This is a genomic window from Mucilaginibacter sp. UR6-11 (assembly GCF_020880695.1).
In the GTDB taxonomy this organism is placed as follows: Bacteria; Bacteroidota; Bacteroidia; order Sphingobacteriales; family Sphingobacteriaceae; genus Mucilaginibacter.
Window position 1 is genome coordinate 525,691 of the sequence record NZ_JAJIWO010000002.1, and the last position, 21,553, is coordinate 547,243.

The 21,553-nt window shown below is 44.2% G+C and carries 23 protein-coding genes; 17 read left to right on the forward strand and 6 right to left on the reverse strand.

The window, feature by feature from the left end:
- The first annotated feature begins 43 nt into the window (after positions 1–43).
- A complete protein-coding gene (locus LJ658_RS07620; RefSeq protein WP_230545885.1) occupies positions 44–3,421 on the forward strand; it encodes a methylmalonyl-CoA mutase family protein in 3,378 nt (1,125 codons plus the stop codon).
- 35 nt (positions 3,422–3,456) lie between these two features.
- Here LJ658_RS07620 and LJ658_RS07625 read toward each other — a convergent pair whose 3' ends face one another.
- From LJ658_RS07625 to LJ658_RS07635, 3 genes are read right to left on the reverse strand one after another with little or no spacing between them, the layout of a single operon-like run.
- Positions 3,457–4,284, reverse strand: coding sequence for an N-acetylmuramoyl-L-alanine amidase (locus LJ658_RS07625; protein WP_230545886.1), 828 nt, complete (start codon positions 4,282–4,284; stop codon positions 3,457–3,459).
- A 25-nt stretch (positions 4,285–4,309) separates the two neighbouring features.
- Positions 4,310–4,735, reverse strand: a complete 426-nt coding sequence (locus LJ658_RS07630) for a Fur family transcriptional regulator (RefSeq protein WP_230545887.1) — start codon at positions 4,733–4,735, stop codon at positions 4,310–4,312.
- Positions 4,736–4,782: 47 nt separating this feature from the next.
- Entirely contained in the window at positions 4,783–5,211 is a 429-nt protein-coding gene (locus LJ658_RS07635; protein WP_230545888.1) for a MerC domain-containing protein, read from the reverse strand.
- Positions 5,212–5,452: 241 nt separating this feature from the next.
- Here LJ658_RS07635 and LJ658_RS07640 point away from each other — a divergent pair, with 241 nt between their 5' ends.
- On the forward strand, positions 5,453–5,863 hold the full coding sequence (locus LJ658_RS07640; RefSeq protein WP_230545889.1) for a response regulator: 411 nt from the start codon (positions 5,453–5,455) through the stop codon (positions 5,861–5,863).
- A gap of 54 nt (positions 5,864–5,917) precedes the next feature.
- Here LJ658_RS07640 and LJ658_RS07645 read toward each other — a convergent pair whose 3' ends face one another.
- A complete protein-coding gene (locus tag LJ658_RS07645; RefSeq protein WP_230545890.1) occupies positions 5,918–6,688 on the reverse strand; it encodes an MBL fold metallo-hydrolase in 771 nt (256 codons plus the stop codon).
- A gap of 160 nt (positions 6,689–6,848) precedes the next feature.
- On the opposite strand from LJ658_RS07645, the gene recJ reads away from it, so the two are divergent.
- The 4 genes from recJ to LJ658_RS07665 all read left to right on the forward strand — a co-directional run bounded on the left by recJ (position 6,849) and on the right by LJ658_RS07665 (position 11,488).
- Positions 6,849–8,546 carry a single-stranded-DNA-specific exonuclease RecJ gene (gene recJ / locus LJ658_RS07650; RefSeq protein ID WP_230545891.1) on the forward strand — a complete coding sequence of 566 codons (1,698 nt, stop codon included), beginning with the start codon at positions 6,849–6,851 and terminating at the stop codon, positions 8,544–8,546.
- A 66-nt stretch (positions 8,547–8,612) separates the two neighbouring features.
- Positions 8,613–9,353: an LPS export ABC transporter ATP-binding protein gene (gene lptB, locus LJ658_RS07655; RefSeq protein WP_230545892.1), complete on the forward strand. Its 741-nt coding sequence runs from the start codon at positions 8,613–8,615 to the stop codon at positions 9,351–9,353.
- 12 nt (positions 9,354–9,365) lie between these two features.
- A complete protein-coding gene (locus tag LJ658_RS07660; RefSeq protein WP_230545893.1) occupies positions 9,366–10,886 on the forward strand; it encodes a GH3 auxin-responsive promoter family protein in 1,521 nt (506 codons plus the stop codon).
- Positions 10,887–10,900: 14 nt separating this feature from the next.
- Positions 10,901–11,488 (forward strand): hypothetical protein, encoded by a 588-nt coding sequence (locus LJ658_RS07665; protein WP_230545894.1) that lies wholly within the window; start codon positions 10,901–10,903, stop codon positions 11,486–11,488.
- Here the strand turns inward: LJ658_RS07665 and LJ658_RS07670 are convergent, their stop codons facing one another.
- Positions 11,489–12,631: an NAD(P)/FAD-dependent oxidoreductase gene (locus LJ658_RS07670; protein ID WP_230545895.1), complete on the reverse strand. Its 1,143-nt coding sequence runs from the start codon at positions 12,629–12,631 to the stop codon at positions 11,489–11,491.
- A 531-nt stretch (positions 12,632–13,162) separates the two neighbouring features.
- Between LJ658_RS07670 and LJ658_RS07675 the strand changes: the two genes are divergently transcribed.
- From LJ658_RS07675 to LJ658_RS07725, 11 genes are all read left to right on the forward strand, one after another.
- Positions 13,163–13,390: a hypothetical protein gene (locus tag LJ658_RS07675; protein WP_230545896.1), complete on the forward strand. Its 228-nt coding sequence runs from the start codon at positions 13,163–13,165 to the stop codon at positions 13,388–13,390.
- Positions 13,391–13,545: 155 nt separating this feature from the next.
- A complete protein-coding gene (locus LJ658_RS07680) occupies positions 13,546–13,968 on the forward strand; it encodes a cobalamin B12-binding domain-containing protein (protein ID WP_230545897.1) in 423 nt (140 codons plus the stop codon).
- A gap of 9 nt (positions 13,969–13,977) precedes the next feature.
- Complete coding sequence (locus tag LJ658_RS07685; protein WP_230545898.1) at positions 13,978–14,760, forward strand: enoyl-CoA hydratase/isomerase family protein; 783 nt, start codon at positions 13,978–13,980, stop codon at positions 14,758–14,760.
- 188 nt (positions 14,761–14,948) lie between these two features.
- Positions 14,949–15,530 (forward strand): porin family protein, encoded by a 582-nt coding sequence (locus tag LJ658_RS07690; RefSeq protein ID WP_230545899.1) that lies wholly within the window; start codon positions 14,949–14,951, stop codon positions 15,528–15,530.
- A 243-nt stretch (positions 15,531–15,773) separates the two neighbouring features.
- Entirely contained in the window at positions 15,774–16,394 is a 621-nt protein-coding gene (locus tag LJ658_RS07695; protein WP_230545900.1) for a hypothetical protein, read from the forward strand.
- A gap of 147 nt (positions 16,395–16,541) precedes the next feature.
- Entirely contained in the window at positions 16,542–17,978 is a 1,437-nt protein-coding gene (locus LJ658_RS07700; RefSeq protein WP_230545901.1) for a sigma-54 dependent transcriptional regulator, read from the forward strand.
- Between the two features lie 7 nt (positions 17,979–17,985).
- Complete coding sequence (locus LJ658_RS07705; RefSeq protein ID WP_230545902.1) at positions 17,986–18,183, forward strand: hypothetical protein; 198 nt, start codon at positions 17,986–17,988, stop codon at positions 18,181–18,183.
- A 51-nt stretch (positions 18,184–18,234) separates the two neighbouring features.
- The gene (locus LJ658_RS07710) at positions 18,235–19,278 is read left to right on the forward strand and encodes an AI-2E family transporter (RefSeq protein ID WP_230545903.1); all 1,044 of its coding nucleotides are present in this window, start codon (positions 18,235–18,237) and stop codon (positions 19,276–19,278) included.
- 158 nt (positions 19,279–19,436) lie between these two features.
- Positions 19,437–19,703, forward strand: coding sequence for a YtxH domain-containing protein (locus tag LJ658_RS07715; RefSeq protein ID WP_230545904.1), 267 nt, complete (start codon positions 19,437–19,439; stop codon positions 19,701–19,703).
- A gap of 89 nt (positions 19,704–19,792) precedes the next feature.
- Positions 19,793–20,149 (forward strand): hypothetical protein, encoded by a 357-nt coding sequence (locus LJ658_RS07720; RefSeq protein WP_230545905.1) that lies wholly within the window; start codon positions 19,793–19,795, stop codon positions 20,147–20,149.
- Positions 20,142–20,591, forward strand: a complete 450-nt coding sequence (locus LJ658_RS07725) for a hypothetical protein (RefSeq protein WP_230545906.1) — start codon at positions 20,142–20,144, stop codon at positions 20,589–20,591. Before LJ658_RS07720 ends, LJ658_RS07725 begins: the two co-directional genes overlap by 8 nt.
- Positions 20,592–20,711: 120 nt before the next feature.
- Here LJ658_RS07725 and LJ658_RS07730 read toward each other — a convergent pair whose 3' ends face one another.
- Positions 20,712–21,473 carry a phosphosulfolactate synthase gene (locus LJ658_RS07730; protein WP_230545907.1) on the reverse strand — a complete coding sequence of 254 codons (762 nt, stop codon included), beginning with the start codon at positions 21,471–21,473 and terminating at the stop codon, positions 20,712–20,714.
- Positions 21,474–21,553 lie beyond the last annotated feature (80 nt).

Below are 21,553 nucleotides of genomic sequence, written 5' to 3' on the forward strand. Positions count from 1 at the left end.
TGCGCTAAATTTTCCTAATTTTGTTTGTATCAATAAAGGTGTTATGGAAAGTGTTGCCTACCAGTCTGTTAATAAAATACGTTTCGTTACCGCGGCTTCGCTTTTTGACGGGCATGATGCTACCATAAATATCATGCGCCGCATATTACAAGCCAGTGGTGCAGAAGTAATACACCTGGGACATAACCGCAGTGTTGATGAGGTAGTAAATTGCGCTATCCAGGAAGATGTACAGGGCATAGCACTTACCAGCTACCAGGGTGGCCATGTAGAGTATTTTAAATACATGCATGACCTGCTGGCCGCGCGCGGCGCGGGCCACATCAAGATATTTGGCGGCGGTGGCGGTGTGTTTCTGCCGAAGGAGATTGCCGAACTGCAGGATTACGGTATCAGCAGGATCTACTCGCCCGATGACGGGCGGACCATGGGCCTGCAGGGCATGATCAACGATATGCTGCGCCGGTGCGATTTTAAAACCGTGACCCATTTAAACGGCGAATTGAAACATCTGCCCGAAAAAGATGCGCACGCCATAGCAAGCCTGATCACCCTGGCGGAAAATGAAGGATTCAGCCTCACCAGGCCGCTGGCCGAAGAGGACGGCGCCGGTACACGCGGAAAGATTCCCGTTATTGGCATTACCGGCACGGGCGGCTCAGGCAAATCATCATTGGTTGATGAAATAGTGCGCCGGTTTTTAATGGAGACGGATAACACGCTGGCTATAATTTCTGTAGATCCCAGTAAACGCAAAACAGGTGGCGCGCTTTTGGGCGACCGGATCAGGATGAACGCCATCAATGATCCGCGGGTATATATGCGCAGTTTGGCCACGCGGCAGGCAAACCTGGCTCTAAGTAAACATGTGCAGGAGTCGGTTGATATTTGTAAGGCTGCCGGGTATGATTTAATTATAGTCGAGACATCGGGCATCGGCCAAAGTGATACCATGATAACAGACTACTGTGATCTTTCACTTTATGTAATGACCCCCGAGTTTGGTGCGGCAACTCAATTGGAAAAAATTGATATGCTGGATTTTGCCGACATGGTGGCCCTGAATAAATTTGATAAACGCGGCGCATTGGATGCCATCCGCGATGTGCGTAAACAATATAAGCGCAATCATAAATTATTTGACGCAAAGGATGATGAGTTGCCAATTTATGGTACCATGGCTTCGCAATTTAATGACCCGGGAATGAATGCGCTTTTTGCAGCATTGATCAAAAAGATTGAAGAGAAAACGGATGTAGTCTTTAAATTAAAAGACATTGTAAGTATAGGCGGGACAGATCAGGCCGGGAAGATATACATCATACCGCCCGACAGGACACGCTACCTGGCAGAGATTGCCGAGAGCAGCGAAGCCTATACCAAATGGGTAAATGACCAATGCGGCGTAGCGCAAAGGTTATGGCAGGTTAAAGGGGTAATCAAAATGGTTGGGGCGTCTTCTGACGGTCAAGATGTCACATCCCTGCAGCACTTGGAAGAACACCTGGAACAACAATTGCACCCGGATTGCAAACGCCTGCTTGCCGATTGGCCCGCAACGGTAGAAAAATATAAAGCAGAAAACTTTAGCTATAAAGTAAGGGATAAAGAAATAAAACAGCCGCTGTTCTACACCTCACTATCACAATTGCAGATCCCCAAAATAGCTTTGCCTAAATATGAAGCCTGGGGCGATATTTTGCGTTGGTTGTTAACAGAAAACGTGCCCGGTGAATTCCCATACGCTGCAGGTGTTTTCCCGATTAAGCGCGAAGGCGAGGACCCAACCCGGATGTTTGCCGGAGAAGGCGGGCCGGAGCGGACCAACAAACGGTTCCATTACGTATCATTGGGCCAGCCTGCGCACCGGTTAAGCACGGCGTTTGATTCGGTTACGCTGTATGGCGAGGACCCGCATATAAGGCCCGATATCTACGGAAAAATAGGAAATGCCGGTGTTAGTATAGCCACGCTGGATGATGCAAAAAAATTATATTCGGGGTTCGACCTCTGCCATGCATCAACTTCGGTATCCATGACCATAAACGGCCCGGCGCCCATGTTGCTGGGGTTCTTTATGAATGCCGCTATTGATCAGCAATGCGAAAAATATATTGTCGAAAATAAACTCGAACATTTGGTTGAGGCAAAGTTTAAGGAGTTTTATGACGACAGGGGATTAAAGAGGCCGGAATATAATGGGGGCGAATTACCCGCCGGTAATAACGGCCTCGGCTTAATGTTACTTGGCCTTACTGGCGACCAGGTTTTACCGGCTGATATCTATCAAAAAATAAAAGCTTACGCGATAGCTTCCGTACGCGGCACGGTACAGGCAGACATATTAAAAGAGGATCAGGCACAAAACACCTGTATTTTTAGTACGGAGTTTGCACTGCGGATGATGGGCGATATGCAGCAATACTTTATTGATGAAAAAGTGCGCAATTTTTATTCGGTATCCATATCAGGTTATCATATCGCCGAAGCGGGGGCCAACCCGGTTACGCAACTGGCATTTACACTATCAAACGGGTTTACGTATTTAGAGTATTATTTGAGCCGTGGGATGCATATTGACGATTTCGCTCCCAACCTGTCCTTCTTTTTCAGTAACGGTATTGATCCCGAATACTCGGTTATAGGCCGGGTGGCCCGGCGCATTTGGGCTAAGGCGATAAAAAATAAATATAAGGGTAATGACCGTTCGCAAAAGTTAAAATATCATATACAAACCAGCGGGCGCTCTTTGCATGCGCAGGAAATTGACTTTAATGATATTCGTACCACGTTGCAGGCGCTGTATGCTATTTATGATAACTGTAACTCATTACATACCAATGCTTATGACGAAGCCATTACTACCCCTACCGAAGAATCGGTACGGCGGGCCATGGCTATTCAGTTAATTATTAACCGTGAACTGGGCCTGGCCAAAAACGAAAACCCTATACAGGGCGCGTTTATTATTGAGGAGCTTACCGATTTGGTAGAGCAGGCGGTAATGACCGAGTTTAAGAATATTAATGACCGCGGCGGTGTTTTAGGCGCTATGGAAACCATGTATCAGCGGAGCAAGATCCAGGAAGAATCATTGTATTACGAAACGCTGAAACACAATGGGGAGTACCCTATAGTCGGCGTAAATACTTTCCTTAATAAAAACGGATCGCCCACTATAACCCCTGCCGAGGTGATCCGCGCTACCGAAGAAGAAAAACAATACCAGATTGCGGCCCTGCATGCTTTCAGGCAACGCAATGAAGATGTGGTACCGCAATTACTAAAGGACCTGCAAAAAACAGCCATCGCCGGCCAAAACATCTTTGCAAGCTTAATGGAAGCCTGTAAATATTGCTCGTTAGGGCAAATATCACATGCGCTTTATGAGGTTGGGGGGCAGTACAGGCGGAATATGTAAAAGCTTGCGGTGTTTGTAATTACGCCTTATAAAACTTATTGTACCGTTGTCTTGGTTTTATAATCTTTAAGGGCGCTGATTATAACCTGCACAATCTCATCCTGCCCGGCGTCTGATGTCAGGTATTCTTCGTCAGCCGGGTTATTGATAAAGCCGGTTTCTATCATCACGGCAGGCATAGCGCTGTGCGCTAATACCAGTATCCCCTGTTCTTTAACGCCGATGGTTTGGCGGCCCTGTCCTTTAAATTCGGCGTTAAGCAAATCGCCAAACAAGATACTTTGCTTGCGGTATTTTTGCATATAAGCGTTTAGCAGGATCCGGTTTACCGGGTCATTCTCATCATAGCTTTGGTACTTGGTCTTATAGTCTTTTTCAATCATGATGGAAGCATTTTCACGAATGGCCTCCAGCTGCTCCTTAACCCGGTGAAAACCATATACCAGCATCATGGTTCCCTTTTGTTTATGATCGCTGTAGCCCGTGCCCTCTGGCGATGAGTTGCAGTGGATAGAAATAAACAGGTTGCCATTATGCTCGTTGGCAATGGCCGAACGCCTGTCTAACGGAATAAAAGTATCGTCCGACCTTGTCATTACCGTATTTACATTAGGTATCTGGTCCTGTATGGCGGCTCTTAATTTGCGGGCGATTGATAGCGCTACGGTCTTCTCGTTTGAGTGTAAACCATGCGTGCCCGGGTCCTTGCCGCCGTGCCCGGCATCTATTACCACTGTTTTAAATCTGAAAGTGCTTCTTTTTGCACTATCCTGCTGCGTGGTAAATGAGCTTAAGGATATAATAAGAGCCAGCAGGATGCTGTTTAAGGTAAGCAACTGTAAACGTGGTGAAGTTTTATTCATTTAGCCGTAAACGGTATATTATAGGTTATTTATTAAGGCATTTGGGGCATAGGCCGACAGCGCTGAAACTTAACTTCTCTAATTTAAATCCGGCCGGGAGCACAATCGGCGGCATATCTAATTCATCAAGACAATATACGTTTTTACAGTTGGAGCAATTAAAATGTAAATGCTCGTCATGATGATGGTGCTCATCACAATCGTCAGCGCAGATGGCGTAATTGGCGGTGCCGTTTAAATCAAATACTTTATGGATAATGCCCTTTTCTTCAAAGGCGCTTAATATCCGGTATAGCGTAACCCGGTCAACATCACCAATAACACTTTCCAGATCAGGCTGCGAGGTTGCCGTTTTTTTGTTCACCAGCAAAGACAAAACCCTTAACCGGGCTTCCGTGCGTTTAAGCTGGTGCCTTTTTAACAGGTGTTCAAAATGTTGATTATAACTCATTTGCTGATCGTGCTTACAAAATTACTAAGAATTAACCAATTTGCAGCTTAATGCTTTTTGGGGTGATTATGTTTTAAATGAAAAAATTGATCGGTGCTATTACACACGCCCACATATTTAAAGTTAATAAAATGGGCAAAGGCTATGGTTAACCCTCCGACAGGTACAATAATAGCTTCTATCCATCCCCTTAAATAAATATGCCCGCCAATAACCAATATAAAGCCACTTAAAAGTAACAATAATGGCAGCGCCCTGCGATGGGTACGAAAGTAAGCCAGGAATATGGACGACACGCCCAGTAAAAGCGCCAGTACAATCATGCTCCACTCAAACAGCGGATTAGCCAAAAAACCCAATCCCGCCAGAGGTAAAAAAGTAAGTAAAACCGGTACCACCGCGCAATGTATGGCGCATAAGGTTGATGCCGTCATACCGATACCATCCAAACGCGAACCCAATTTTCTAGCTGCCATGGTGCAAATATAGCTTAATGCAACTTTATTGCATTTTATTTTTTATAAAATTATACTTCGCTGACAGTTAATTTCCTTTGGGGCAATTAATAATAGTCTCACTATTTTCTTTGTTATTGTTGCAAATGTTTATTCAATATTGTTTGTATATTTAATGTCAATAAAACAACTTTGTTTTTTATGCCTAGTACAACGTATAGGAATATAACCTTTTAAAAGATAGTCCGTATAAGTTTTGTATATGAATCCTGATAGCAACCCAGTAAGTATATTATTAGTTGATGATGATGAAATAAACAATTTCATCTCTATAAAGCTGATAAAAAAAGCTGTAGATAATGCAGCAATATCGGCCTGTTTAAATGGAAGGTTTGCGATAGAGGAATTGGTAGAGATACAAAAACATGATCCTTCACTATTACCCGATTTTATCTTGCTGGACATCAATATGCCCATCATGAACGGATGGGAGTTTTTAGATGAATATAAACGGCTCAATATTGATCCGTTAGGTAAAAGCAAGATCTATATTATATCATCTTCTGTTTTTAGTAATGATATTAATAAGGCGCGCTCATACCCATTGGTAAAGAATTTTATATCTAAACCCTTAAGCGTTGATAAAATAAAAGAAATGTTTGCGGCCAATTAATGCCGTGGACTTTCTGAAAAAATAGCGTTGGGTTTAAAATCCAACGCTATTTTTTTATGCAGGCTTAATGGTAAAATGATCGCCGTTATAATTAATCGTACCAACCGGGGTTGATTTAGCATGATAAAATAAACAGGTCCACCCTTCGGCAGCGGCTTTCTTACCATATTCGTCGCGCAGCTCCATTGCTTTTTGGGCGTCAAAATCATATTTGGCCTTGAACCTTCGGATTAGTTGCTCGGGCTCGGGCAATTCATCGCCGCCAAAAAAGCATTTATCCGGGCCATCCTCAATCCAAAATACCTGGTGGTACTGGCAATGGCCGCCAGATAGCTCATATTTTATCCCCGGCTTAAACTCGCCCGATCCTTCAACATAGGTAATGGCTACCGATCGTTGCAACGATTCAAAGATCTCTTTATGGTATGATGATGATTTGCCGCTGAAAGCAGTTTCCCACTCGCCGCGTTGTATAACATGTTCTGCACCGGGGAAGCTTGGCTCCAGCTTACCGTTGCGCTCAACCACCAGGCCGCCCGAGTGATCATAATGCAGATGCGACATTAATACCAGCGTAACATCTTCCGGATCAAAACCCGCGTTACGGATATGCTGGTGCAGAAAAAGCTCGTCACGGGTATCTTTATAACCCAACCCGCAATCAAATAAAATCAGGTCGGTGGCTGTTTGAACCAGGAATGGGTTAACATGTATAAAGAGCGAACCCGGGCGGTCGCGGAAATTATCAACCTGCGGATCAAAGGGAACAAACTTTTTAGAGCCATCTACCGAATAAGACCCTTCACCTAATGCAAAAATTTTCATATTAATTATTAATGTGCAAATATGCGGCTGTGCGATTATGCAAATGATCTGTAATATTTAGATCAGACGCGTTATATATTTGCACCTTTGAAATCTGCACATTTGCATATCCGCACATCTGCACATTTTACATATATTTACTGTTTTAAGCGACAAAGATATGAATAAACGGTGGGCGATAAGAGACATGCCGGCTTTTGATGAAGTTGCCAACCTGGCAGCCGAACTTAATATCGACCCTGTTTTAAGCACTTTGTTATTACACAGGGGCATTAAAAACTATGAAGAAGCCAAATATTTCTTCAGGCCAGACCAGCGCCACCTGCATGATCCTTTCCTGATGCAGGATATGGAGAAAGCCATAGATCGTATTGAAATTTCCATCGCCGCAGGCGAAAAAATAATGGTTTACGGTGATTATGATGTTGACGGTACCACCGCCGTTGCCGTTGTTTACAGCTTTTTTAAAAACCACCACAGCAATATTGAATATTATATACCCGACCGTTATGCGGAAGGTTACGGCATATCAACCCAGGGCATTGACTACGCCCGCGAACACGGGTTTACACTGATCATTGCGCTTGACTGCGGAATAAAATCTGTTGATAAAATAGCTTACGCAAACGGGCTTGGCATTGATTTTATTATTTGCGATCACCATACGCCCGGTGATGAACTGCCTGATGCCGTGGCTGTGCTCGATCCTAAGCGGGCTGATTGCGCCTACCCGTTTAAAGAGCTGTCGGGCTGCGGCATAGGCTTTAAGCTGGCCCAGGCCTATGCCGAAAAGAACGGTTTACCCTTTGAAGATGTAAGCCGGTATTTTGATCTGGTAGCTGTTAGTATTGCCTGTGATATTGTGCCTATTGTTGGCGAAAACCGGGTGCTGGCTTACTTCGGGCTGCAGAAGCTAAACACTGACCCGTGTATCGGTTTAAAAACATTAATGGGCGTAGCCGGCAAAAGCATAAGTTATACTATATCTGATATTGTTTTTTTACTGGGCCCGCGCATCAATGCCGCCGGGCGCATTGATGACGCCAAACACGCGGTTGAGCTGTTAACGGCTTGCAATGACGAGGCCGCCCAGATAAAAGGCGATCTTATCAATCTGAAAAATACCGAGCGCAAGGGCCATGACCTGCAAATTACCGACGAGGCGCTGGGCATGATCAGCGATAGCCAGGTTTTAATCGACCGCAAGTCGACCGTGGTGTTTAATGAAAACTGGCACAAGGGGGTTATCGGTATAGTAGCATCGCGTTTAACCGAAAAATATTACCGCCCTACCGTGGTGCTTACCCGCTCAAACGGGCATGTGGCCGGTTCGGCACGCTCGGTTTTAGGGTATGATCTTTATGAGGCGCTTTGCGGATGCAGTGATTTGCTGATACAATTTGGCGGGCATAAGTATGCCGCCGGTTTAACCATGCACCCCGAAAATGTGGAAGCATTTATAGAAAAATTTGAAGAGGTGGTAAGCGCGACCATTACGGCCGAGCAGTTAATACAACAAATACAAATTGACGCCGAATTACGTTTAACACAGATCGAACCCAAATTTTTCAGGATATTGAACCAGTTTGCACCGTTCGGTCCTGAAAATATGTCGCCGGTGTTCCTTACTAAAAATGTGTATGTTAGCGGTAACCCGGTGCTGGTTGGGCAAAACCACATCAAAATGACGGTAATGCAGGAAGGGTCGGCCCTGTTTGATTGTATTGCCTTTGGGCAGGGCGAACAATTATCGCAAATAGTAAAAGATGTACCTTTTGATATTTGCTACAGTATTGAAGAAAATGTTTGGCGCGAAAGACGCACTATACAGTTAAATGTAAAAGGGATTAGAGTGTAAAATCAAAAGTCAAAATTAAAAAGTAAAAAAAAGCTTTTTGAATTTTGACTTTTAACTTTTGAATTAATGAATCTACGGGCAGAAAATTTAATCAAAAAATATAAGCAACGTGCAGTTGTTAACGACGTGTCTTTCAATGTATCGCAGGGTGAGATCGTAGGGTTGCTTGGTCCGAATGGCGCGGGTAAAACCACGTCGTTTTATATGATCGTAGGGTTGATAAAGCCCAACGGGGGCCATATATTTTTAGATGACGAAGAAATAACCGGCGACCCGATGTACCGCCGTGCGCAAAAAGGTATTGGCTACCTGGCGCAGGAGGCTTCGGTTTTTCGTAAGCTTACGGTCGAGGACAATATCAAAGCGATATTGGAAATGGGTAAAATGTCAAAAGAGGCCCAGCAGGAAAAACTGGAAACGTTAATTGACGAATTTAGCCTGCATAAGGTGCGCCGCAACCGGGGCGACCTTTTATCGGGTGGTGAGCGCCGCCGTACGGAAATTGCCCGTGCCCTGGCAGCCGAACCTAACTTTATTTTACTGGATGAGCCTTTTGCAGGTGTTGACCCTATTGCTGTTGAAGAGATCCAGGCCATGGTGGCTAAATTGCGCCATCGTAACATTGGTATCTTAATTACCGATCACAATGTCCAGGAAACACTGTCTATTACAGACCGTGCCTATTTGTTGTTTGAAGGAAAAATATTAGAGTCGGGCGTACCTGAGGTGCTGGCCGAAAATGAACTGGTGCGTAAGGTGTACCTGGGCGCCAACTTTGTACTGAAAAGAAAAACATTTGTCCAGTAACCTATATCGTATATGACAATTTTTAACTCTGTTTTTACCTGGTTCATGAAAAAGCGTATCCACCAGATAGAGCTTTTTATGAAATACCCTAATGAGGTACAGGAAGAATGGTTTGAACAATTGATATCAAGGGCAGAAAATACAGAATGGGGTAAAAAATACGGGTATAAAAGCATTACCAACTTAAACCAGTTTAAAGAACGCGTACCGATACAAACTTACGACACGCTTAAACCTTATATTGAGCGGATGCTTAAAGGCGAGCAAAATGTGCTCTGGCCGTCAGAGATCCGCTGGTTTGCCAAATCATCAGGCACCACCAACGACCGAAGCAAATTTATACCCGTTAGTGAAGAATCACTGGAAGAATGCCACTTTAAAGGCGGCAAGGACCTGCTGACCATCTACTTCAATAATCGGCCAAATGCCAAGATGTTTACCGGCAAGATCCTGACGTTGGGTGGCAGCCACCAGGTTAGCCAGCTAAGCCCCGATACGTCTTTCGGCGACCTGTCAGCCGTGATCATGAAAAACCTGCCCCTTTGGGCCGAATTTCACCGCACCCCTCACCTGGATATAGCCCTGCTGGAAGATTTCGAGGAAAAGATAGAAAAGATGGCCTACGCCACCAAGGATGTTAATGTAACCAGCCTGAGCGGGGTACCAACCTGGAACTTATTGCTCTGCAAACGCATCCTTGAAATTACCGGTAAAAACAACCTGTTAGAGGTTTGGCCAAACCTGGAGATGTATTTTCATGGCGCGGTTAATTTTACGCCGTATCGAGAGCAGTTTAAAAAACTGATCCCGAGCGATGATATGTATTATCTTGAAAATTACAATGCATCCGAAGGTTTTTTCGGCATCCAGGATACCATTGAGCCCGGCGAAATGTTGCTGATGCTGGATTATGGCATTTTTTATGAATTTTTACCGGTAGAAAATTTACATGACGAAAATCCTGAAACGCTGACGCTTGATGAAGTGGAACTGGATAAAAACTATGCATTGATCATTAGTACCAATGCGGGGCTATGGCGTTATTTAATAGGGGATACCATCAGGTTTACCTCGTTGGTACCTTACCGTATACAAATTACCGGCCGCACCAAGCATTTTATAAATGCCTTTGGCGAGGAAGTGATCATTGACAATGCCGAGCGCGCGCTGGAAGAAGCCTGCAGCCAAACCGGCGCGGTGATCCGCGAATATACCGCGGCCCCGGTTTATTTTAACGGTGATGAATGCGGCGCCCACGAGTGGTTGATTGAATTTGAAAAGAAACCCGCCGAGTTTGAGCGCTTTGTTGACCTGTTGGATGAAACGCTGCGCCGCATTAACTCTGATTACGATGCCAAACGTTTTAAAGATATGGCCCTGCGTCGCCCCATTGTACGTAAAGTACCCGAAGGGACCTTCTTTAACTGGATGAAAGAAAAAGGCAAGTTAGGCGGGCAGCATAAAGTACCCCGCCTGGCCAATAACCGCGAATATGTGGATGCCATATTAAAAGTGATTGAATTAGTTAGTTAGCCTATTTAAGTAATATGAAAAAACTGCTGTTATTTATTTCCTGTTTGTTGTTTACCGGGCTAATATATGCGCAAACGGCAATCCCGGCTTTTAAAAGTAACGCCCCGGCGGCTGACAACCCCTTTCCGTCAATAAAAAATTATGATCTGATATTGGCTTGCCGGTCGTATGATAATGTGGCCCACCAGTTAGCCTTTAATGTAATGGTGCTTAAAGCTGGCCACTGGCAAAAATTAAGCTTTAAACAACAGGCAGAAACGGTGCCCTTATCCGTAACAGAGCCCCGGTTAATAAGCAGCGCGGCTACCGATACGCAGTGCGATTCTTTATACCGGAAGCTTATTGCCGCCAAACTGTTCGTCATTGAGGATGACAGTAAATTGCCGAAATGTAATGAAACCCTCGACCTGGTTGACGGACGGAAACAGCTGGTTACCCACGCCATTGAAGAAGGCCCCGAAGACCGGATCTGGTTGATAACCCCGTCAAAAATCAGGTACCTGTATTACTACGCCCCCGGGTATTTCGCCACCTTTTGCCCAACCAATAAAGACCGCCAGGATGTGGTTAAAATAATTGGGTTGTTTAATAAGGGTTGGTAATTAACCACCCAGGCTCATCATAAATTCAATAGCGTTAGGCGAGTGCAGTGCTTCGGTTGATACCATCGTGCCGGCGGCGGTTGCCGAGGCCCTTAGCCGCATCTGTTGCTCGTAAGCGGTAATAGCCGCATGGATATCAGCGAAAGAATCATCCCGCAGGCACCTGCTCAACTCAACGGCGTCAAGCATAGCCATGTTCACACCCTCGCCGGCAAATGGCGGCATTAAGTGCGCGGCATCGCCCAGCATGGTTAAGTTAGGCTGCGCTTCCCAGGTTTGGTCTAAAGGCATGCAATATAGCGGTCGGGGTATAAAAATGCCTGTAGCATTTTCAAAAAGCTCCAGCCACACTTCGTCCCAGCCTTGATATTCGGCTTTGAACCACGCCAGTAATTGCGCCTTATCGTTAAAATCCAGTCCGCAGGTTTTTACCCAGTGTTCGTCTGTCTTAAAGCTGGGATAGAATACCAGGCTGCCATTGCCTTTTGCGCTTACGATCAAACTCTTGCTGTCGCCGAAGGCAAAGATCTTACCGCCATTTAAGAGCCGGTGTATTTTTGGGCTGTTGATCTCAGAATGATATACCGCTCCTTCAATAGCTGTAACACCCGAGTAAAAAGGTTTGATTGGCGTGATATATGGCCTCACCCTGGAATTGGCGCCATCGGCAGCAATTGCAAGGTCTGCAAACGCTTCGGTGCCGTTTTTAAATTCCAGCTTCCAGACGCCGTGTTTCTGCGTCATGGCGGTAAAGTGGCTATCCCAGATAACCGTGCCGGGCTTTAATGAAGCCAGTAATATTTCCTGTAACGGGCCGCGGTCAATTTCCGGCCGTGCATATTCGCCTTCCCCGTTTACGTCCTCTTCCAGTATCGAATTGGCGTTCATATCCATCAGGTGCATCCTGTCTGCGCCGGGGCGGTAGTTAGCCATAAATGCGTCCATCAGGCCGGCTTCGCGCAACGCTCTCAGCCCCGACTCATCATGGAGGTCCAGTGTCGCGCCTTTTGCCCTGGCGCTGCTGTCATGGTCGCGTTCGTAAACGTTAACGTCGGCGCCATTCATTTGTAAAAGCCTGGCCAGCGTTAGTCCGCCCGGGCCGCCGCCTATTATTGCTATCTTTTTGTCCTGTAAGTTCGTCATCTTTCCTGTACTTATTAAAGCAGACGAATGAGTGACTAAAACATTTTAAAAAAAATAAAATTTCAATTTGCACGCGCATTAGGGTTGATACCGGTAGTAAAAAAGGATGTTTTTCAGGCATCGGGCCTTATGCCGGTAGTAAAAAGCACCTCTTTTCGGGTATCAGGGCTTATGCCGGTAGTAAAACAGGGCATTTTGCGGGTATCAGGGCGTATACCGGTAGTGATATTTTTAGTTATTTATCTTATTGCCAATAACTTAATAAAATAAAGCTCAACAATCAGCTAAAAATAAATTTAAACTTTTATAAGAACGAATGATTTTATGGCGTTAGCTATCGCGATAAGCAACCAATCCGGAGAAATACAAAAATACGAAATTTTACCGGGAATGTTAAAGGCTGATGTAGTGCTATTCTGCAATTTGGGGTTATTGCTATACAGTGATTGATAAGCCTGTATTAAACCCCGCTGTAAATACCTGTGGTATTGTTTTTGTATACCTGTAGGCAACCAGCATTTATAATTATTTATGAAAAACTTAGCTACCACCCGGGCCATCACTTTAAAAACCTCTTACCAGGGCCGGCCACTTAATTTAAGTATTGTTGCTGCTGATGATAAATACAGCGTTTTGGAAAATGATAAACCCATAGGCTATATCAAACTAGGCAACGGCAGGCATACCTGGATAGTTGTCGACAGCTTGTATGTAGCGCCTCAACTGGTGAACGAGATTGCGAAAAGGATAGCTGCTTAAGTAGGTAAATAAAGCCCGTATTATTTGTTTTTAAGTTCCATAGCTTTAGAACTTAAAAAGCGATATGGCCAATTATTGTATCCGGAACAACTAACCTGCGCTGTAATTATAAATCCGGGTTAACAATTCTTATCTTGCATCACGCAAAAAGCAAGATGACCACCAAACCATTTAACCGCCCCATACGTGTTTTAGTTGCCAAAGTTGGGCTTGACGGGCATGACCGCGGCGCACGCATTATAGCCACTTCGCTGCGCGATGCGGGTATGGAGGTGATCTATACCGGATTGCGCCAAACGCCCGAGATGGTGGTAAATACCGCTTTGCAGGAAGACGTTGATGCTATTGGCATTTCCATCTTGTCCGGCGCGCATATGACGGTTTTCCCCAAGATACTGAAGCTCATCAGGGATAAGAAGATGGACGATGTACTGGTTACCGGTGGCGGCATCATCCCCGAAGAGGATATGGCGGCGCTGAAAAAACAGGGCGTCGGCGAACTTTTTCCGCCGGGCACCAATACGCATGATATTGTAAAATACATAACCGATTGGGTGCATGAACATCGTAATTTTTAACTTTGCTGCATGGTTTACCAGAATTTACTGATCGAGAACAAAGGAAAGATTCAATACCTCGTTATTAATCGCGAAAGCAAGCTTAACGCGCTTAATAAAGATACCCTGTTTGAGCTGCATATTGCTTTAGGCGACGCTTTGCAAAATAACAAAGTGGGTGGTGTTATTATAACAGGCGCCGGTCCGAAAGCTTTTGTAGCCGGCGCAGACATTGCCGAATTTGAAAACCTGGATGTTGAAGGCGGAAAAAACCTGGCACATGAAAATCAAAAGAACATTTTTAATATTATAGAAGGGTTTAGCAAACCAGTTATAGCGGCCATTAATGGCTTTGCCTTAGGCGGCGGACTGGAGCTGGCGCTGGCCTGCCATATCCGTATCGCTTCTGATAACGCTAAGATGGGCCTGCCCGAAGTTTCGCTCGGCCTGATCCCCGGTTACGGGGGCACGCAACGGCTAACCCATTTAGTAGGCAGGGGCAAGGCTTTAGAGCTGATCATGACAGCAGATATGATATCCGCTGCCGAAGCTTACCAGATTGGTTTGGTTAACTATGTGGTGAGCCAGGACGGGCTGATGTCAAAAGCCGAGGAGATCATGCAAAAAATATTAACCAAAGCGCCGCTGGCTATAGCTGCGGCAATTACGGCCGTTAATGCCGCCAGCAATAATGAGGTTAACGGCTTTGATGTAGAGATTAACCAATTTGCCGGTTGTTTTGGTACCGCGGATTTTAAAGAAGGCGTAGCCGCTTTTCTGCAAAAAAGGAAGGCCAATTTTAAAGGCCGGTAGTACATCCCTGCACAAATACCACGATTTATTACATTATCCTGACTAAAATACCCATATAGTCAAAAATTAAATCATTGTTAATCAATCGATTGAATAATGATGACATTTCTATGAAAAATCGTAATGGTTTTGTGACGTTAATTTGCACCGTGTTAAACAACACATACAACAATTAATATCATACAACCATGAAAAATTCATTAAAAATCACAGCAATTGTTTTAGGCTTAGCCGGTTTTACCTTAGGCGCTAAAGCACAAACCAACCCATCAGCAAAAACAACTACCAGCGGTATCCGCTACAGTATCGGCGTTGACGCCGGTATCCCTACCGGAAAATTATCAGATAGCTATAACTGGAACCTGGGTGGTTCATTACAGGTTGACATCCCTGTTGCATCTCAATTATTTGTTACCGTTAATGCCGGTTACAACAACTTTTTTGGTAAAGACCTTACCGTTGCCGGTGTAACCGTAAAGCAACCTAACATCCAATTGTTACCTGCAAAAGCCGGTTTAAAATTCTTCCCGGTAAATAACTTTTACGTGCAGGGTGAAGCCGGTGCAGCGTTTGTATTAAACAAAAAAGATTTTGGTGCTGATAAATCGGCAGCGTTTATTTACGCGCCGCAAATTGGCTACCAGTTTCCGTTAAGCGGCGGCAGCTATCTTGATGCCGGTGTACGTTATGAAGCCAGCACAAAATTAAACAGTGCAATTGATGACAGTAAAGTAAACTTTGTGGGTTTACGCCTGGCCTACGGTTTCTAAACAATCTTACCCTACTATTACCTATGATGTAAAAGCGCCCGCTAAGTTAGCGGGCGCTTTTTTTATAATGTGTACCGGCATAGCGGATAACTTAAAATTTAACATTTTTTTACATCAGTTTATAATGAGTTATTGAAAACGGATATTAGCTTTGCACAAATTTAATTTTTACCGATAGTTTTTGGTAAATTATACGTTGTTAATGCGGGTTTGCGTTTTAACACATTAATCTAAACAAATAATATGAAAATCACCGTTAAAGCGCTTGTTTACTCTGTCCTGTTCATATCCCTTGGTTCTGTTGCAAACGCGCAAATAAATGTGCCCGACAGTGTCAGGATCAGTATTGGTGCAGAAATAACCTCAACTACAGGTACAGATTTTGGCACCGGTGTAAATGTTGCCTCGGGTGGTAATGCAGCCTCTGCCTACAATTACGGGGCTGGCCTTAGTTTTCATATTGACGTGCCTGTGCTGTCACAACTATATCTTACGGCAACAGCAGGCTATATCAGCTTTTTTCCAACCAAAGACGGGGTCTACAGCCAGCAGGCCATCACCAACAGCCCGTTGCCAAACTTTAATATCATACCGCTAAAAATAGGCGCCAAATTACTTTTAGGTAACCGTTTTTATGTTGGCGCGGAAGCAGGCGAGACGTTATTAGCCAATAAAACAGCTTTATACGCGCTGTACAGCAACTCTTTTACCTGGGCCCCGCAAATAGGTTTGGTATTGCCGCTTAAGAAAAGACACACCTATATTGACACCGGTTTGCGTTTTGAAAGTACCTCAAGCTTTTACAACAACAGCACCCACAATACTTTCTGGGGATTGCATGTCGCTTATGCGTTTAATCTGTAGTTGTAGTAAATTGTTTTTATCGTCGCTTAAAATAATATCGTAAAAAAATACGTTTATCTCTGTCCTATGGTATAAAATATCAGGGGAATTAGCATTTTTGTGTAACTTACATCTTATAATTGTTACCAGTTAACCGAATTTGCTGATATGAAAAGAATCCTCATCATAGATGATGAAGTAAACGTTGCGGTATTACTATCCAAATTTTTAACACGCAACGGGTTTGAGGTAAGTACTGCATCCAGCGGAAATAGCGGCATGGAGTACCTTAAAAATGAGGAGTTTGACCTGGTACTATGCGATTACCGGCTGGAAGATACCGACGGCCGCGAAATGCTGCGGAAAATTAAAAGTAAATATCCCAAAACAGGGGTGATCATCATCACCGGCTACTCGGACATCAAAATGGCTGTCGAGCTGATAAAAATGGGCGCTTATGATTATATAAGCAAGCCTTTATATCCCGATGAAATATTAAACACTATTACCAAAGCCATTGAAACCCGGCAGGCGCTACTGGATAACGATGACGCACCCGCACCGGCAGCCGGCAAATCAGGAAAAAAACAGGTACAGCTGGCGGGCGGCGTAGTAGTAGGCACAAGCCGCGCATCAAAAGAGCTTTTACGGCAGATAGAACTGGTTGCCCCCACTAATTACAGCGTTATTATTTTAGGTGAAAGCGGATCGGGAAAGGAAGAAGTTGCTAAAAGTATCCACCTGCACAGCTTACGCAGCGACCAGCCGTTTATTGCAATGGATTGCGGGTCGCTCACCAAAGAGCTGGCGGCCAGCGAGTTTTTTGGACATGAAAAAGGTTCATTTACCGGCGCCTTCGCTACCAAAATAGGCCACTTTGAAATGGCCAACGGCGGTACCCTGTTTTTGGATGAAGTGGGAAACCTGTCATACGAGATACAGGCTGCGTTGTTAAGGACAGTACAGGAGCGTAAAGTAAAAAGAATAGGCAGTACCAAGGAAATTGACCTTGATGTACGCATTATTGTTGCCACTAATGAAAACCTGGTAGAGGCGATAAACAAAGGTAAATTCAGGGAAGACCTGTACCATCGTTTTAATGAATTTACCATGCACATGCCGCCACTGCGCGAGCGGGGCAATGATATCATGTTACTGGCCGACCATTTTTTACGCGCCGCAAACCTGGAGCTGGGCCGTAATGTAACCCATTTCTCGCCCGAGGTTATAGAGTGTTTCATGAATTACCGGTGGCCGGGGAACGTGCGCGAGTTAAAGAACATTGTAAAGCGTGCGGCATTAATAAGCGAGGGCAGCGAAATAATGATCAAATCATTGCCGCTTGAAATATCGAACTACAAAATACCCGCTTTTGATTACGGAAATCAATCGTCCTATAACCAGTCCCCGCAGCAACAGGAGCATCATCGTACAGAAGTGAAAGAGCAGCGGCACGACCTTAAAAATGCCGCGCTTGAGGCAGAGTATGAAACCATTTTACGGGTATTGCGCGAGGTTAATTTTAATAAAACCCGCGCGGCCGAGATCTTAAACATCGACCGTAAAACGCTTTACAATAAAATGAAGGCTATCAACCTGAAATAGATTTGATATGAGCAAAGGGACAGTGGATGCGGAAACGATAAGCAGGTTGCGGCATGATATTAAAAATCAGCTGTCAAACATTCAGCTGGCGCTGGAAACGCTGCGGTACGAAACCCCAAACCCGAGCGAAGATTTTACTTTTTGTGTGGATGCCATTTTTAGCAGCGCCACCAAAATAAATGAACTTTTAACAAGCCACGAATAAAAACTATTTAAAGTTTATTTGTTTATAGTCTTGTTAGCTACAGCACTTTAAATGTCAATTTTTAACTATAAACAGCGTAATACAATTATACTGGTCAGCATTATTGTGCTGGGTTGTTTTATACTGTATGCGTTAAGCAGCCTGTTTAGTTCAATACTGGGTGCAATTGTATTGTTTACTATCTTCAGGCCATTTTTTCTTTACATGGTCGAAAAAAAAGGCTGGAACCGGCCCGTAGCGGCGCTCATAATTATTTTTATATCGCTGATAGTAATTGTATTGCCGTTCATTGCTTTAAGCTTTATGGTGATAGGCAAGATCTCAGAGATCAATACCAGCACACTGCCTATACAGGAATGGTTAATTAAAATTGACAACTTTGCCGGATCGACCTTTAAACAACCCCACTTTGCCGAGAACACGCTGCAAAAGCTGGGGACTTACGCGACGGATCTTTTCCCTTCGTTATTGGGTAGTGCCGCAAGTATCATACTAACCTTGCTGGTATTATACTTTTTGCTGTATTTTATGTTTGTGCAAATAAGCGAATTTGAAGCCGGGCTGTTAAGATACGCGCCGTTTAGAGAGCAATATGCTGTAAAATTTGCCATCGCCCTGCGCAATTCAACTTACTCCAACGTTTTGGGGCAGGGTATAATTGCTGTAGTGCAAGGGGCGTTGCTGGCTAACGGCTTTTGGATATTTGGTATACCCGACCCGGTTTTCTGGGGGGTGATCGGTTCATTTATTTCGTTTTTACCGGTTGTTGGTGCGCCGACGTTGTGTATACCGGCTGCCCTTTTACTGTTTGCAAACGACCAGACATTAAAAGGAATATTGTTGCTGGCGTACGGATTATTGTTTATCGGCAATGTTGATAACGTTTTGCGGATGATTATAAACAAACGCATAGCAAACACACATCCGTTAATTTCCGTAATAGGAGTATTTATTGGCTTGCCTTTATTTGGTATATTAGGATTGGTATTTGGGCCATTATTGTTATCTTACTTTTTATTGCTGGTAGAGATATATGAAACCAACCGGATGGCGGCCGACAGGCTTGACCGGATACAAGCGGGCGCAGACAGTTGACCGCGGTTTTGAACACTTTAGTGAACAATTAAGAAGGCCGGCCCGGTTAAAAAATTATTTAATCATAGCTAAACAGATACAAAATGTCCGATTAAGTATATTTGGCAGGATATTTAGTCGTTATATAATCAAATGTTCAACTTGAAAACTTATTTAATATGAATGATAACACAAAAGTAGTTGTTGCCCTACTCGCAGGGTTAGCAGCAGGAGCGGCATTAGGAATTTTATTTGCACCGGATAAAGGTGATGAGACCCGTGATAAACTGGCCGAATCCTTAAAAAACCTGGGCGACTCCATCAAAGAAACGGCAGCAGCCGAGATTGATAACCTTGTTGGCTTAAAAGACAAGGTTGTTGAAAACATCAAATCAAAAATCAAGGGCGCCGAAGAAGAATATCAGGACGACCTTGAACACGCATAAATTAGTAAATGAGTTTGGGTTATGAGTGCCAGGTTTAATAAGATCTCACTCATAACTCACCGCTCATAACTCACAACTGATTACCAACCATGGAAGAAACCAAAAAAGAACCGCAACCCCCATTAATTGACCAGCTCAAAGAATACGCCGAAATTCGCCTGAAACTGGCGAAATATAAAGCTATTGATGGCGGCTCAACAATTTTTGCCAGCATGATAGCTGATGTTGTTGTTGTAATGAGTATGGTTGCGGCATTTGTATTTGCCAGCTTTACTTTGGCTTTTTACCTGGCAGATTTGTTTCAATCATACTGGGAGGGGTTTGGGTGTGTTGCTATCCTATATCTGCTTATTGCCTTGTTGTTTAAGGTAAACAAAGCCAGGATAGAGAAACCACTTGCTAACGCGTTTGTGAGAAAGATTTTTAAAAATAAGAACAATGACTAATCTGCCTATTAATAACCATACCGATCTGAAGAACGAAATCCTGCGCCTGCAAGGCCTGGAGCGTGAAAAAGGCGCCGCTATACAACAGCGTTTTAGTAGCCCGGGCGCTATCTTTTCATCCGTATTCTCGTTGTTTGGAAAAGGCGATAAGGAAGGTGCTAAAGACGGAGGTATATTTAACCAGGATTTTTTAGGCGTATTGTCCCGTTTTGCCATACCTTTTGCATTAAATAAAACCCTGTTCAGGAATTCTAATTTTATAATAAAAGCATTGGTGGGCCTGGTTTCACAAAAGGCCTCACATTATATTTCAGAGGATTCGGTAGAGACCGTGTGGGACAAAGCCAAAGGCTTATTGGGCAAGGTTACCCACCTGTTTGATAAAGAGCCTAAAAGAAAAAGCCCTGAGGTTACTTCTTTCAGGATGATAAAAAAAGATTAACCAGACGGTCATTTTTGTCCGGATACCGGTTTGTCAGGTGCGAAGAATTGTCAACCTGTCAGACAGTTTACCTTTTGGCTATATAAATCCTTCGCTCCCGGGATTATAAAAACTTTGCAGCTACAGCTCCAGAAAATGATCGAATGTATCGCTTCTGATACCCAGGCGCAGCGTCTCTAACGGTATTGCATCAGCCGGCGCGATATTACCCAGGCTTACATTTGCACCAATCAACTTAATAAACCAAACCTGCTGTGCTTTTTGCGGGGCTTCCCAGATTATGCTCTGCTCAGGTATCTGTGTTAAAATCTCGTCAACCAGGCCCTGCCTAACTTCTCCTGAGTCGCGGTAGATCCCGACATTGCCGCTTTCGCGTGCCTCGGCAATAACTTTCCATGAGCCGGCTTCAATTTCGGCTTTCATTAACTGGATCCATTTGTAGGGCGCAAAGATCTTTTGCACATCTTTTGATCCGACTTCCGAAATAACGGTAACCTGTTTGGCCAGCTTGCGGATATATTCGCATTTCTCATCGTGATCAATGGTGATCGACCCGTCTGATACTTCGGCATGTTGCAGGTTATATTTATCAAGTATGCGGCAGTAATCGTCAAACTGGCCGCGTACGATCATCGCCTCAAATAAGGTGCCCCCAAAATAAACGGGTATGCCGGCTTCCTGATAAAGCTTTATTTTCTGGTCGAGGTTTGGCGTTACGTAGGAGGTTGCCCAGCCCAGCTTAACAATGTCCGTATACGTGCCCGCAACTTCTATAAAATCTTCCACCTGCCTTAAACTAAGGCCTTTATCCATTATCATTGTTATGCCACTATTACGTGGTTTTTGCGTGCGCTCGGGAAGATTATTAATTGTATAATTCATAAATACCTTTAAGGTGGGTAACGGCTGTAAAAGTCTAAAAAAAAAGCTAAAACATGAAACGTTTTAGCTTTTTTAACGGT